Source organism: Lysinibacillus sp. FSL K6-0057, assembly GCF_038630885.1.
GTDB lineage: Bacteria > Bacillota > Bacilli > Bacillales_A > Planococcaceae > Lysinibacillus > Lysinibacillus fusiformis_F.
In genome coordinates this window covers 3,498,164-3,511,962 of sequence record NZ_CP152047.1, presented here as the reverse complement: position 1 = coordinate 3,511,962, position 13,799 = coordinate 3,498,164, and the positions used below count along the sequence as shown (strand labels likewise).

Sequence of the window (13,799 nt, the reverse complement as noted above, 5' to 3'; positions counted from 1 at the left end):
AGGAAGACAGGTTGTTTTAACGTTAACAAAGAAAGGAGTCATGAATATGGCAAAAAATCCATTTCAGCAGTTAGACGTTATAAGGAATGCTTCATATCATAATCGAAAAATAAAAGACTGCTACCGATTACTATACCATAAAGATTTATGGATAAAAGCATATGCAAAGTTATACCCAAATGCGGGCAATCTAACGAAAGGCACGACAGAGGAAACAATTGATGGCTTCAGTCTTGGGAAAATTGAACAGATAATTGAAGAATTAAAAGAAGGTACATTTCGCTTTTCTCCTGTGCGTAGGGTTTACATTCCCAAAGCAAATGGAAAGAAACGTCCTTTGGGTGTACCAAATTTTAAAGATAAATTAGTTCAAGAAGTAATGCGAATGATTTTAGAACAAGTTTATGAACCGATTTTTAGTAAACATTCGCATGGATTCCGACCAAACTATAGTTGTCATACAGCTTTATCTGAAATTAAAAACACGTGGAAAGGTTTGACATGGTGTGTTGAAGGTGATATTAAAGGGTTTTTCGATAATATTAATCACAATACGCTGTTAAAACTAATTGCTCAAAAAATTGATGACCATAGATTTCTATTACTTATACACAATGCGCTAAAATGTGGTGTAATGGAAAACTGGCGTTATGAAAAGACCTTTAGTGGAACACCACAAGGAGGAATCATTTCCCCCTTACTTGCAAATATATACCTTCATGAACTAGATATATTCATGGAAAAAGAAATGCAAGCATTTGAAAAAGGTAAACTTCGTGAACGTAATAAAGAATGGATTGCAATCCGTGGACACATCCGAACAATTCAAAATAAAGTTAAACGTTTAGATTTAAGATACGAGCATAAGGATTGGCTAGAAAGAAACGACCTAGTTGAAGAATTGCGTATTCTAAAAGCTAAACAATTAACAATTTCATCAGTTGATCCAATGGATGAAAATTATCGAAGAATGAAATATGTTCGTTATGCAGATGACTTCGTTATTGGAATTGCTAGTTCTAAAAATGATGCAAAACAAATAAAACAAATAGTCACAGATTTTTTATTAGATAAGCTTCAATTAGAATTAAGTGAGGAAAAAACGGTTATAACACACCTTGAAAAAGGTGTCCCATTTCTAGGTTACGAGTTCAAAACATGGAATCAAGAAAAAATTACCCGTGTTCAATACAAAAATCACAAACATCCTATAAAGAAACGTACACTCTCTGGTGCAATTAAGTTAGAAATACCAACGAAAAAGATATATGCATACGCAATAAAAAATGGATATGGTAATTTAGAAAATTTTAAAATTACTCACCGAAACAAACTGCTTAACAATTCGGAATTAGAAATATTAATGACCTACAATGCAGAATTACGAGGCATAGCAAATTACTACAAGCTAGCGAATAATTATCATCACTTAGATAAGCTATTCTATCTAGCTGAAAGTAGTTTTATTAAGACGTTAGCTGTTAAAAGAAGAAGCACATCAAAAAAAGTCGCAACTAGTATGAGAAAGCATGAACAAGGAAGGCTTTCAATCGTTTCAAAGAACAAAAAGGGCGAAGAAGTTGCTTATATGTTTGTGAAGCTAAAAGATATGCCTAAACCAAAGGGAGCTATACGTACTAGTAATAGCGAGATGGATAATATCCCAAACACGCTAAAATACTCAGCGAGGACAGAATTTGAAAAACGCTTACTTGCAAATAAATGCGAAGCATGTGGAAAAACAGAAGGGCAAATGGAAGTACATCATGTACGGAAATTAAAAGACCTTAAAAACAAGAAAAACTTAAAGTATTTAGACAAGATTATGATAGAAAGAAATAGGAAGACAATTGTACTCTGTTATGATTGTCATCACATGCATCATGAAAAACGCATTCCGATTGAACAACTGGCGAGCCGTATACATTGAAAGGTGTACGTACGGTTCTGTGGGGGGGATTGTGAAATCGACTATGGCAACATAGTACGGCGCATTTTCTCTACCCAACGTGCCAACACCGAGCACAGAGGATATTGAAGTAACAAAGCGAATTGTTGAAGCTGGTTATATTATAGGGATTGAGTTAATTGATCATGTTATCATCGGTGATCATCAATATATTAGTTTAAAAGAAAAAGGGTATTTTTAACTCTGCATACAATATGCAGAGTTTTTTATGATGAATCTGTTTTGTTGTATAGAAGATTCATTTATCTATCATGGTATTATTAATTATCTTGTCATAAAATTTTTGTATTTTTTTGTGGTATATTGGCGAACCTTTTTCCTTACATATCGTTAATGTATTCATAGAAATGCAATTATCTTCACAAAAATTGGTAGCCTGATACACATTGTCTTATGGGAATAAAAATTATATGCTAATCTATACGTACTATTTTTAGTTTAAGAGGGAATTAAAATAGTATCTTTTCTGTGAGATGAAGTATGTGATACTATAAATTCTTGCGTTTTTCCGTTATAATGAACGGTATGAATTTTATCTTTATTCAGGAAAGACTCCCATCGAAAATGGTGGTGAGGTGAATGAGTGTGTATTTTTTTCAAGGTGTATATCACCAGCTGATGAAGATAAAAAATTTTGACAGGTGTTATGGACTTTGAAAGGAGTCAATTGTGTATTTACACAATTCAAATTCCTATACATTGATGTCAAATATATTGGATGTCAACGAAAGTATGGCTTATATAGAAAGGGAGTACACAATTTGTTTGGACTAGGAAGCAAAGATGTCGGGATTGACCTCGGCACAGCGAATACATTAGTGTTTATTAAAGGAAAGGGAATCGTTTTACGTGAACCTTCAGTTGTAGCAAAAAATACAAAAACAGGGGATATCGTTGCTGTTGGTAATGATGCGAAAAATATGATTGGTCGTACACCTGGCTCAATCGTAGCGATTCGTCCTATGAAAGATGGCGTTATTGCTGACTTTGATATTACAACAGCAATGATCGAGTATTATTTAAAAGAAGCATGTAAAAACTCCGGAGGTAACTGGAAAAAACCAAATGTCATGATTTGTGTGCCTTATGGTATTACATCAGTGGAGCAACGTGCGGTTATTGATGCTGCACGACAAGCGGGTGCAAAAGAGGCGTTCACAATCGAAGAGCCATTTGCAGCAGCAATCGGTTCAAATCTTCCTGTATGGGATCCTACTGGGTCAATGGTTGTTGATATCGGTGGGGGTACAACAGAAGTAGCCGTTATTTCTTTAGGTGGTATTGTAACGAGTGAATCGGTACGTGTTGGTGGAGATGCTATGGATCAATCCATCATTTCGTATATTCGTAAAACGTATAATTTAACAATTGGTGAACGTACAGCGGAAGCCGTAAAAATGGAAATTGGTACGGCATTAGCAGAAGGACCAGAAGAACGAATGGATATTAGAGGTCGTGACCTGTTAACAGGTTTACCGAAAACAATCGAAATTTCTTCACAGGAAATTTCTGAATCATTGCGTGAAGCGGTTGCCTCTATTATTGATGGTGTTCGAAAAACATTAGAACAAACACCTCCTGAATTATCTGCTGACGTAATGGAGCGCGGTATCGTGTTAACTGGCGGTGGTGCCCTATTAACAAATTTAGACAAAGTAATTAGCCAAGAAACAAATATGCCAGTATTTATCGCAGAAGATCCTTTAGACTGTGTAGCAATAGGTACAGGTAAGGCCTTAGATCATATCGACTTAATTCGTCAACAACAAGTTAAAGGGTAAGGAGGTTTAGGCAATGCCACACTTTTTTTTCAATAAGAAAGTAATTTTGCTGCTCGTAGGCATGGTTTTTCTTGTGGCATTGATTAGCTTCTCATTACGTGATCGGACGAATGCAACTTTACCAGAGCAAATTATTAAAGATACTGTCGGCGTCGCACAATCGCTTGTTGCGAAGCCGGCGAATTATATTAATGGTATTTTTAATAGTATTGACTCCCTCTTAAACACGTACGAAGAAAATAAACGTTTAAAAGCACGCTTAGAAGATTTTGCAGTTGTACAAGCTGAGGCTACGGATTTAAAATCAGAGAATAACAAGCTTCGAGAGCTTTTGGATAAAACCGAGAGCTTAAAGGCGTTTAATCCAATTCAAGCAACAGTGATTGCTAGAAATCCTGACCAGTGGGAAGAGAAAATCATTTTAGATAAAGGGTCTTCTCATGGCGTCAAAAAAAACATGGCAGTTATGACGGCGAAAGGCTTAGTGGGGAAAATTACACTAGTTACACCTTTCACATCTGAGGTAGAGCTTTTATATACAAATAATCCAAACTATCGTGTTTCTGCGATGGTGCTTGGAGAAAAAGAAGCATACGGTTTAATCGAGGGCTTTGATGAAGAACGTAATGAACTCATTATGAAGCGAATCGATTCTAGCATGAAGGTTAAAGTAGGCGAGCAAGTAGTTTCTTCAGGTCTTGGTGGTATTTTCCCTAAGGGAGTGCCGATTGGAGTAATTACGGAGGTTAGTACAGATGATTTTGGTTTAACAAAAATGGCTTATGTCAAACCATCTGCTGATTCTTCAATTTTAGAGCATGTTGTGATTGCACAGCGAACATCCACAAGTATTGATGGATCAGATGGCAACGCAACGAATGAGGATTTATCGAATCCGCAAGAGGCGAGTGAAGAGGAGGCGGAGTGATGGTTCGATTTCTCATCCCCTCTGTGGCGGTATTACTATTCCTTTTAGAACCAGAATTTGCCATGCTTTCCCCGATTGAAATTAAAGGGGAAGTCTATTTTCTGGTACCGCGTTTTTTAATCTTATACCTAATTTTTATATCCATCTATTACAGCCGTCAACGAGCGGTAATGTATGGACTTTTTTTTGGTGTCTTGTATGATGTGTTTTACATTGATATTATTGGATTATATTCAGTACTTTATCCACTTATTTGTTTTTTAGCAGGGTCTATCGTGAAAGTTATACATCAGCACTTAGTTGTAACAACCACAATTTCAGTTGTGCTAGTAGCTATTTTAGAATTTATTCTCTATCAATTCTTTTTCCTAATCGATTTTACAGCAATTCCTTTAGCGGATTTCTTACGTTCACGACTACTACCAACAATCATTGCCAATGCTTTATTTTTAATGATTCTTGGGTGGGCCTTCAAGTATCTAATTAATGCGCGTGTCTTACAGAGAGCACGTGAGGTTTCTTAACAAAGAACAACGTGAGGTGAGGCATTCATGAAAAAACAGTTAGTTAATATGAAGGGAACGAAGGACGGTTTTGTACTACGCCTAGACGACCAATGTGCGTATGGTGAGCTAGTGGAAGAATTAAAGAATAAGGTTTTAGAGGGCGGTATCGATGGTAAAGTTGATGTACAATTATACTTAGGCTATCGATACTGTACTGAAGAACAATTAAAAGAACTTATAAAAATTATAGAAGAAACAGAGCAGCTTATTGTATCGAAGGTGCAAAGTGAAGTACTGACTGTCCACGAAAGCAACCAGAAGATGTTTGAAAGTCAACAAGATACATATATAGGAGTGGTCAGGTCAGGACAAGTTCTGCGTTCATCAGGGGACATTACCATCATAGGAAATGTGAATCCAAACGGTCGTGTTGAGGCTGGAGGTAATGTATATGTCCTAGGTAGACTAAAAGGGATTGCACATGCTGGTGTGCAAGGCAATAAAGAAGCAATCATTGCAGCATCTCGATTTGAAGCCACACATATCATGATTGCCGATCAAGTGCAGGCAATGTCAGATGAACATGTAAAAGCGTTAAATCAAGTAGAAATGACTTGTGCATTTATTGGCTACGATGGACGCATTACGTACGATCAAATTCATGCCTTAAAAAATATTCGACCATTGTTAAATGTGTCTAAGGGAGGAAGCTAGTGTGGGAGAAGCGATCGTCATAACTTCAGGTAAAGGCGGTGTCGGTAAAACAACGACAGCGGCTAACCTTGGGACTGCATTGGCTCTACAAGGTAAAAAAATATGTTTAGTGGATACAGATATTGGCCTACGTAATTTAGATGTGATTTTAGGTCTGGAAAATCGTATTATTTATGACCTGGTTGATGTGGTGGAAGGACGCTGTAAAATTCATCAAGCATTGATTAAGGATAAGCGCGTAGATGAGAAACTATTTTTATTACCTGCTGCTCAAACAACAGATAAAAATGCTGTTACCCCTGAGCAAATGAAGAGCTTAGTAGAGGAATTGAAAAGAGACTATGATTATGTTTTAATCGATTGCCCTGCTGGAATTGAGCAAGGCTATCGTAATGCTGTTGCTGGTGCAGATCATGCGATTGTTGTCACAACACCTGAAATTTCTGCTGTTCGTGATGCAGATCGTATTATTGGTTTACTGGAGCAGGAAGAGATCACAGCACCTAAACTCATCATTAATCGTATTCGACAACATATGATGAAGAATGGTGACACATTGGATGTCAACGAAATTACAACTCATTTATCGATTGATCTATTGGGCATTATTATAGACAGTGAGGGTGTCATCTCATCTTCTAATAAAGGTGAACCAATTGTGATGGACCCTTCAAATAAAGCGTCATTAGGCTATCGAAATATTGCACGTCGTATCCTTGGTGAGTCTGTGCCATTGATGGCTATTCACGATGAGCAAAGAGGGATGTTTTCAAAACTTAAAGCCCTTTTTTCAAAATAAATTAAAACCTTTTCGTGCAATCGTACGGGAAGGTTTTTTCTTGTGCATGTTTGGACATGCAATCTCATATAGTGAGGAAAAAAGGATGAGGGCTTGTTTAAAAAATGGAAATGGTTCGTCACGATACTTCTTGTGGCGGCGATTATGCTTGTAATTCGTTTAGAGGATCAAGGCGTCGTAGATACACCTGTTCGAAAACTTGTGACAACCTCTGCTGATTTAACGTATTTAAGTGAGCTCGGACAAAGTTGGTTTGAAAAAGAAAAAGAGACCATCATGGTTTCTAGTGATGTAGGGCAAGCAGATCTTTTAACATTTGCGAATGCCCAAGTATTCAAAGAAGGCTATCTATTGCAGTATGATGTAGGCTTACCCATCTATGCGGGGCAGAATGGATTAGTCGTTTTTACTGGCCATACAAAGTACACAGGCAAGACCATGACGATCAGCTATGAGGATGGTACAACGGTATCCTATGGTATGTTAGATAGTTTAGCCCAACTACCCTATACATCTATTCAAGCAAATGATTTAATTGGTATGAAAGAAGCGGGTCAACTTTATGTGTCCATTGAAAAGGGAGATGCTCATTATGATTTAGAGCAAATTGTACAATGGCTTGAAACGACGGAGACCAATGAGAATTAAATTACATCTTCTGTGTATCCCTCTTGTATTTGTCATGATTTTTAGTGGCCAATTAGCATATTACGCTATTATTTTATTTTCATTGCTATGGCATGAGGCTGGTCACTTAATTGCGGCAGTATTGTGTGGAGTGAAGGTGAAATCCTGCGTTATTACACCATATGGGGGAGAAATTCAATTTGAAAATCCAGCGGTTGTGCAAGCTTCGTCACTCCTATGGATTGCATTAGGAGGACCAATCGCTACCATTATTGGGATTGGCCTCGCTTTTTTTATGCCTGATTTACTCGCTATGAAACTTATAAATGTACAATTCGTGTTATTGGCTGTAAATCTTGTACCCATCATACCGTTAGACGGTGGGAGGATCTTGTTAGCCTGGCTATTTTTAAAATATCCAAAAGCCCAAGTGGTTGAGCTATACTATTGGTTATCCTTCATCATTGCTACAACACTATTACTAGTCACTTTCAAGTTCTTGCCACAATCTATTTTTTTAGCCATCATAAATTTATTCATTTGGTTGCAAGTATTGAAAGAATGGCGTTATCGAAAATATCGAGTTGCTTTTGAAAAATATGTTATGAATAGATTGACTTAAAAAAAATCGTGTGGTAATATTTTAATGTTATTGTTTGTAGCACCCGTGCTACTACAACCGCTCTGTAAAGGTTTAAGTATCTGATAAGATCACCTTAAAACACAGGCGAGTCTGAGTCTAAGAGGAGGTGCAGTAAAATGTACGCAATTATTGAAACTGGTGGTAAACAAGTCAAAGTAGAAGCTGGTCAAGAAATCTATGTTGAGAAATTAGGCGTAGAAGCTGACGAGGTTGTAACTTTTGATAAAGTTTTATTCGTAGGTGGCGAAAACGTTAAAGTTGGCGCTCCATTCGTAGAAGGCGCTACTGTAACAGCTAAAGTTGTTAAAGAAGGCCGTGCGAAAAAAATCGTTGTTTTCAAAATGAAAGCTAAAAAGAACTACCGTCGTAAACAAGGTCACCGTCAACCTTACACAAAATTAGTTGTTGAAGCAATCAACGCTTAATTGTGAGGTGTAGCGAATGATACAAGTTACGATTCATCACGATGAAAATAGACATGTGTCAGCATTCGAATTTTCAGGACATGCTGGTTACGATGAATCTGGTAAAGATTTAGTATGTGCAGGAGCATCAACTATTGCCATTGGTACAGTAAATGCTATTTACGCATTATTACAAATTCAACCCGAAATCGAACAAGCTGCTGAAGGTGGAGGCTATCTCAAGGTAAATCTACCATCAGATTTAGAACCTGAAGTAGATGCAAAACTACAGTTAATTGTTCAAGTAATGACTGCCCAAGTGTATTCTATGGTGCAAAATTACGGACAATACATCCAAATCAACTACAACCAAGTAGGAGGTGGAACTCGATGAAATTATTATTAGCATTAGATCTTCAACTTTTCGCATCGAAAAAAGGGGTAGGTTCTACTAAAAACGGACGTGACTCTGAGTCTAAACGACTTGGTGCTAAACGTGCTGATGGCCAATTCGTAACTGGTGGTTCAATTCTTTACCGTCAACGCGGTACAAAAATTTACCCAGGTACAAACGTAGGTCGTGGTGGTGACGATACACTATTTGCTAAAGTTGACGGCGTTGTTAAATTCGAACGTTTAGGTCGCGATCGCAAACAAGTATCTGTATACCCAGAAACACAAGAAGCTTAATCTTTTATAAGATAACATAAAGCGGAGGACTGCATTTATTGCAGTCCTTTTTTTGGCTAAATTTCAACAAAGCAGATTTCAGACGCAATGACGCCAAGGTATAATTGATTAAAGAATTAAGGGAAAAATACAGCAAAACTTGTTATACTAGTAAGGATAACTTTATTGGAGTGAATGGGATGAACAATCAATCACTAACCATTAGTGAAGTATTACGTTTTGCAAATCATGATTATGTGAATCAACTGCAACTGATTCGCATGAATTTAGATTTAGGTAGAATCGACGAATCGAAGAAACTTATTCAACATTATTCAGAACAATTACGAGTGTTTTCTATCCTCAATCGACTACAATTACCCCAAACAATTGAGTGGCTACAAACAGCAGGATGGCGTTATCCATCATTAGCGTGGAAGCTAAATGGTGAGATAAAAAAGCCTGTGACCAATGAGATTGATCAGGAAGTTGTAGATTATTTAAACAAAACAGTTATGCATGTTTATGATACATTAGATCCATTTACAGAGCAGATCCTAACGCTTGATGTACGTGTTGACGATCATACATTTGCCGTGACATTCACGCTAAATGGGTTATGGAGTGCTGATGCATTCACCGAAAAAGGTTTGAAACAATTCGACATTCAAACAATTGAGCAGACAACTACACGCTGGCAATATGTCTTGAGTGCAAATAGGGAGTGAATTAAATGTTTGTCGATCACGTAAAGATTTATGTTAAAGGTGGCGACGGCGGAGATGGCATGGTTGCCTTTCGTCGAGAAAAATTTGTACCGAATGGTGGTCCAGCTGGTGGAGATGGTGGACATGGCGGTAATGTCGTATTTGAAGTAGAGGAAGGCTTACGAACGTTAATGGATTTCCGCTATAAACGCCATTTCAAAGCACCGCGTGGCGAGCATGGTATGAGTAAAGGCATGCACGGTAAAAATGCGGAAGATTTAATTGTTAAAGTTCCACCAGGTACAGTGGTTATGAATGAAGAAACAAATGCCGTTATTGCTGACTTAGTCGAGCATGGGCAACGAGCTGTTATTGCGAAAGCAGGCCGAGGTGGACGTGGTAATTCTCGCTTTGCTACACCTGCCAACCCAGCGCCAGAACTTTCTGAAAAAGGTGAGCCAGGACAAGATTTAAATGTTATATTAGAGTTAAAAGTTTTAGCAGATGTAGGGTTAGTTGGTTTCCCAAGTGTTGGTAAATCAACGCTTTTATCAGTAGTTTCTGCTGCTAAGCCAAAAATTGGTGCATATCATTTTACAACAATTGTACCGAACTTAGGCATGATTGAAACGGATGATCATCGAAGCTTTGCAATGGCAGATTTACCTGGGCTTATTGAGGGAGCACATGAAGGGGTTGGATTAGGCCACCAATTTTTACGACATATTGAACGTACACGCGTTATTGTCCATGTTATTGATATGTCAGGAATGGAAGGCCGCGATCCATATGAAGATTATTTAACAATCAATGAAGAGCTAAAACAATATAATCTTCGTTTAACAGAGCGTCCACAAATTATCGTAGCCAATAAAATGGATATGCCAGATGCAGAAGAGAACTTAACAGCATTCCGTCAGAAGGTAGGAGAAGACGTTCAAATCTTCCCAATTTCTGCTGTTTCACGTCAAGGGTTAAAAGAGCTACTGTTTGCCATTGCAGATCTACTAGAAGTAACGCCTGAATTCCCGCTATATGATGAAGAAGAGGAACAATCAGATGCAACGGTTATGTACAAGCATGAGGCAAAAGGTGAAGATTTCGAAATCACTCGTGAAGATGACGGTACATTTATTATTAGTGGTTATGCCATTGAGCGTTTATTTAAAATGACAGACTTCAGCCGTGAAGATGGTATTCGTCGTTTTGCTCGTCAATTGCGTGCAATGGGTGTGGATGAGGCTCTGCGTGAGCGTGGAGCACAGGATGGCGATACAGTACGCCTACAAGAGTTTGAATTTGAATTTGTCGATTAAGACATGAGTTTTAGGGGGAAGCGTATGAAGAATGTTGCGAATCAGCGATATTATTTAGTTCGTGAGGATGTTTTAACGGATGCAATGCAAAAAACTTTGGAGGCGAAACACTTACTATCAAGTGGTTCAGTATCTTCCATTTGGGATGCGGTAAAGCAGGTGGATTTATCGCGAAGTGCGTTTTACAAATATCGTGATGCGGTTTTTCCTTTTCATTCAATTGTGCAGGAACGCATTTTAACAGTCTTTTTACAGCTTCAAGACAGAAAAGGAACACTTGCCAAGCTTTTAGAAACTGTGACAATTACACATTGTAATGTATTGACGATTCATCAAACAATCCCTATTCAGGGGCGTGCGAATGTTACATTGTCTTTAGATGTAACAAGCATGACCTGTGATCTTGATGATCTTATCCAGCAATTAAAGCGCTTAGATTTTGTGGAATCAGCGGAAGTGATTAGTTCTGGAGCATTATAATCACAGTGTAGTGTTCAATCCTTTAATTTTTGACAAAATGACAAGCATCGTGTTGAATAAGCCCAATAGGGTAAAAATGCGATAAAGAAGCTCAAGTAAGGAGCTGTCCCAAAAGTGATTGATCATGAGGGACTGCTCCTTATTGTGCCATAAAGGAGGTATTTGCAATGACAAAGCAACAATGGGAAAATCGAATTGCCTACTTAGGACCAGAAGCATCATTTACATACTTAGCAACAAAGGCTATCTTTCCAAATGAGTGGCTTGTACCGTGTGCAACGATTCCAGAATGTATAGAGGCTGTTGCAGAGGGAAAGGTCGATTTAGCTGTCGTACCACTCGAAAATGCGTTAGAGGGCTCTGTGCCATTAACATTAGATTACTTATTCCATGAGGCAACACTTTATGTGACGGGTGAATTATTGCTGAAAATCCAGCAACATTTAATGGTCAATAAAGCGCAAAAGAATCATTGGCAGGCAATCGAAGGCGTTTATTCCCATCCACATGCACTAGCTCAATGTCATAAATATTTATTTTATCGTTTCAGTCATGCGCCATTACATCAAACAACTTCTACAGCAGCTGCAGCGAAATATGTATCAGAAAATCCACAAGAGTGTATAGCGGCAGTCGGCAATGCAGCAGCAGCAGAAAAGTATGGTCTTGAAATAGTCGAACAGAATATCCATGATTTTCATTTCAATCATACACGTTTCTTTGTACTGTCTAAGCAAAATAAACGATTGCCACAAGAGCTATCAGAGGGGCAAGCAAAAACAACATTTATGATTACCTTACCGACAGATCGTTCAGGGGCTTTACATCAGGTGCTTTCTGTTTTTGCATGGCGTCAGCTGAATTTAAGTAAAATCGAATCTCGGCCACTAAAGACAGGACTAGGTGATTATTTCTTCATGATTGATGTATTAGCAGATGAAAAGGAACCGATGATGCGTGGGGCAATGGAAGAACTAGCTGCACTAGGCTGCAAGGTAAAGTCACTGGGTACCTACTTTACTTATGTAACATCAGACGAAGCATAGTAATTTGAAGGAGGAGAAAAGGTGATGGGTGGGATTATTTTATTCGATGGTGTCTGTAATTTTTGTGATAGCACTGTTCAATTTATCATCAAACATGATCAAGCTGGCTATTTTCAATTTGCCTCGCTTCAAAGTGAGATTGGTCAATCACTTCTCACTCAGTATCATATACCAAAGAATATAGATAGTGTGATTCTCATTGAACAAGGGAAAGTATCTGTGGAATCTACGGCAGCATTAAATATATGCAGGAAATTCGATGGACTTTGGCCTTGCTTCTACGCCTTTATCCTTGTGCCACCATTTTTACGCAATGCATTATATCGCTTATTTGCAAAGCATCGCTATCGTTTATTTGGGCAAAAAAGTGAATGCTTATTGCCTACACCTGCTCAACGGCAAAGATTTCTTTCCTGAAAAGGGGAGGGCGCGATACTCGCGGAATGAAGTGAAATACCCGGGATTAAGGACATGATACTCGCGAAGAGAAGTGAAATACCCGCGCTCAACAACATAATACCCGCAATAAGAACAGAAAGCACCGTATGAAAGCATTTTTCAGACGGTGCTTTTGCTATTCATTGATCTGTCACTAAGTAGCCCTTTTTTTGTAAAGCTTGCTCGATTAAGGCTAAAACTTCAACAGAGGGTGCTGTGATGACATGTAGATGGATGCCACCAGTGAGAGCGGATAAATAATTGGCCTGTGTTGCATTCACACGTTCGATAAATTGTTTCACCTCATGGCGGTTCGAAACCATAATAGAAGCTGTAAGTTCACCATAAATCGGATGTTCGACAATGACATTTTTGACGGTTCCGCCACAATCGACAATCGTCATTAATTCATCCTCTGTTTGCTCTGATGTATGCAAACAAGGGAATGTGCGTTCAACGGTTTGCTGTAGTTGTTCCTGATGCATATAAAGATAGCCTTGGCTAGTTGCAATAATGGGCTCATTTCTTGCCTTTAATAAAGTCATATCATTGACGATTACTTGTCTAGAAACATTGGCGAACTTAGCTAGGTCTGTCCCAGTTATAGGTGCTTTATTTTTTTTTAATTGCGCTAATAGTTGCAGTCGGCGTTCTTCGCCTAACATTTTTTTCATAAGAGATCACCCCTGCTCGTAATAAAGGAATCCGTATTCCTTATGAATTAGTGTACCATGAAGCATTTCTAACTTGCTGAAATTTTTGTATCCAAATG

Annotated in this window: 17 protein-coding genes, 1 pseudogene and 1 other annotated feature; of the genes and pseudogenes, 17 read left to right on the top strand and 1 reads right to left on the bottom strand. The window is 38.1% G+C overall.

Annotated elements, in window-relative coordinates; genetic code table 11:
- Positions 1 to 46 precede the first annotated feature (46 nt).
- From MHB40_RS17525 to MHB40_RS17445, 17 genes and pseudogenes are all read left to right on the top strand, one after another.
- Positions 47 to 1,930, top strand: a complete 1,884-nt coding sequence (locus MHB40_RS17525; protein WP_342441094.1) for a reverse transcriptase domain-containing protein — start codon at positions 47 to 49, stop codon at positions 1,928 to 1,930.
- Between the two features lie 67 nt (positions 1,931 to 1,997).
- Positions 1,998 to 2,150 (top strand): annotated as a pseudogene (locus tag MHB40_RS17520) (JAB domain-containing protein); the annotation flags it as partial.
- Positions 2,151 to 2,730: 580 nt separating this feature from the next.
- Complete coding sequence (locus MHB40_RS17515) at positions 2,731 to 3,750, top strand: rod shape-determining protein (protein ID WP_205444671.1); 1,020 nt, start codon at positions 2,731 to 2,733, stop codon at positions 3,748 to 3,750.
- Positions 3,751 to 3,763: 13 nt separating this feature from the next.
- On the top strand, positions 3,764 to 4,678 hold the full coding sequence (gene mreC, locus MHB40_RS17510) for a rod shape-determining protein MreC (protein ID WP_205444669.1): 915 nt from the start codon (positions 3,764 to 3,766) through the stop codon (positions 4,676 to 4,678).
- Positions 4,678 to 5,202 (top strand): rod shape-determining protein MreD, encoded by a 525-nt coding sequence (gene mreD, locus MHB40_RS17505; RefSeq protein ID WP_004226656.1) that lies wholly within the window; start codon positions 4,678 to 4,680, stop codon positions 5,200 to 5,202. The genes mreC and mreD overlap by 1 nt, the downstream gene beginning before the upstream one ends.
- A gap of 27 nt (positions 5,203 to 5,229) precedes the next feature.
- Entirely contained in the window at positions 5,230 to 5,898 is a 669-nt protein-coding gene (gene minC, locus MHB40_RS17500) for a septum site-determining protein MinC (protein WP_205444667.1), read from the top strand.
- Between the two features lies 1 nt (position 5,899).
- The gene (gene minD / locus MHB40_RS17495) at positions 5,900 to 6,697 is read left to right on the top strand and encodes a septum site-determining protein MinD (protein ID WP_205444666.1); all 798 of its coding nucleotides are present in this window, start codon (positions 5,900 to 5,902) and stop codon (positions 6,695 to 6,697) included.
- A gap of 93 nt (positions 6,698 to 6,790) precedes the next feature.
- Positions 6,791 to 7,345 carry a peptidoglycan DD-metalloendopeptidase family protein gene (locus tag MHB40_RS17490; protein ID WP_205444665.1) on the top strand — a complete coding sequence of 185 codons (555 nt, stop codon included), beginning with the start codon at positions 6,791 to 6,793 and terminating at the stop codon, positions 7,343 to 7,345.
- Positions 7,335 to 7,946, top strand: coding sequence for a stage IV sporulation protein FB (locus MHB40_RS17485; RefSeq protein WP_342441093.1), 612 nt, complete (start codon positions 7,335 to 7,337; stop codon positions 7,944 to 7,946). The genes MHB40_RS17490 and MHB40_RS17485 overlap by 11 nt, the downstream gene beginning before the upstream one ends.
- A gap of 45 nt (positions 7,947 to 7,991) precedes the next feature.
- Positions 7,992 to 8,069, top strand: a sequence feature (ribosomal protein L21 leader region).
- 14 nt (positions 8,070 to 8,083) lie between these two features.
- Positions 8,084 to 8,392, top strand: a complete 309-nt coding sequence (gene rplU, locus MHB40_RS17480; protein ID WP_205444661.1) for a 50S ribosomal protein L21 — start codon at positions 8,084 to 8,086, stop codon at positions 8,390 to 8,392.
- A 16-nt stretch (positions 8,393 to 8,408) separates the two neighbouring features.
- The gene (locus tag MHB40_RS17475; RefSeq protein ID WP_205444660.1) at positions 8,409 to 8,765 is read left to right on the top strand and encodes a ribosomal-processing cysteine protease Prp; all 357 of its coding nucleotides are present in this window, start codon (positions 8,409 to 8,411) and stop codon (positions 8,763 to 8,765) included.
- Entirely contained in the window at positions 8,762 to 9,061 is a 300-nt protein-coding gene (rpmA, locus tag MHB40_RS17470) for a 50S ribosomal protein L27 (RefSeq protein WP_205444658.1), read from the top strand. Before MHB40_RS17475 ends, rpmA begins: the two co-directional genes overlap by 4 nt.
- 179 nt (positions 9,062 to 9,240) lie before the next feature.
- Positions 9,241 to 9,768, top strand: coding sequence for a Spo0B domain-containing protein (locus tag MHB40_RS17465; protein ID WP_205444656.1), 528 nt, complete (start codon positions 9,241 to 9,243; stop codon positions 9,766 to 9,768).
- A 5-nt stretch (positions 9,769 to 9,773) separates the two neighbouring features.
- Complete coding sequence (obgE, locus tag MHB40_RS17460; protein ID WP_205444655.1) at positions 9,774 to 11,063, top strand: GTPase ObgE; 1,290 nt, start codon at positions 9,774 to 9,776, stop codon at positions 11,061 to 11,063.
- 24 nt (positions 11,064 to 11,087) lie between these two features.
- Entirely contained in the window at positions 11,088 to 11,543 is a 456-nt protein-coding gene (locus MHB40_RS17455) for an ACT domain-containing protein (protein WP_004226679.1), read from the top strand.
- A gap of 167 nt (positions 11,544 to 11,710) precedes the next feature.
- Positions 11,711 to 12,589: a prephenate dehydratase gene (pheA, locus tag MHB40_RS17450; protein WP_205444653.1), complete on the top strand. Its 879-nt coding sequence runs from the start codon at positions 11,711 to 11,713 to the stop codon at positions 12,587 to 12,589.
- Between the two features lie 24 nt (positions 12,590 to 12,613).
- Positions 12,614 to 13,006: a thiol-disulfide oxidoreductase DCC family protein gene (locus MHB40_RS17445; RefSeq protein WP_342534798.1), complete on the top strand. Its 393-nt coding sequence runs from the start codon at positions 12,614 to 12,616 to the stop codon at positions 13,004 to 13,006.
- A gap of 161 nt (positions 13,007 to 13,167) precedes the next feature.
- Here MHB40_RS17445 and MHB40_RS17440 read toward each other — a convergent pair whose 3' ends face one another.
- Positions 13,168 to 13,701 (bottom strand): transcription repressor NadR, encoded by a 534-nt coding sequence (locus MHB40_RS17440; protein ID WP_205444650.1) that lies wholly within the window; start codon positions 13,699 to 13,701, stop codon positions 13,168 to 13,170.
- Between the last annotated feature and the right edge of the window lie 98 nt (positions 13,702 to 13,799).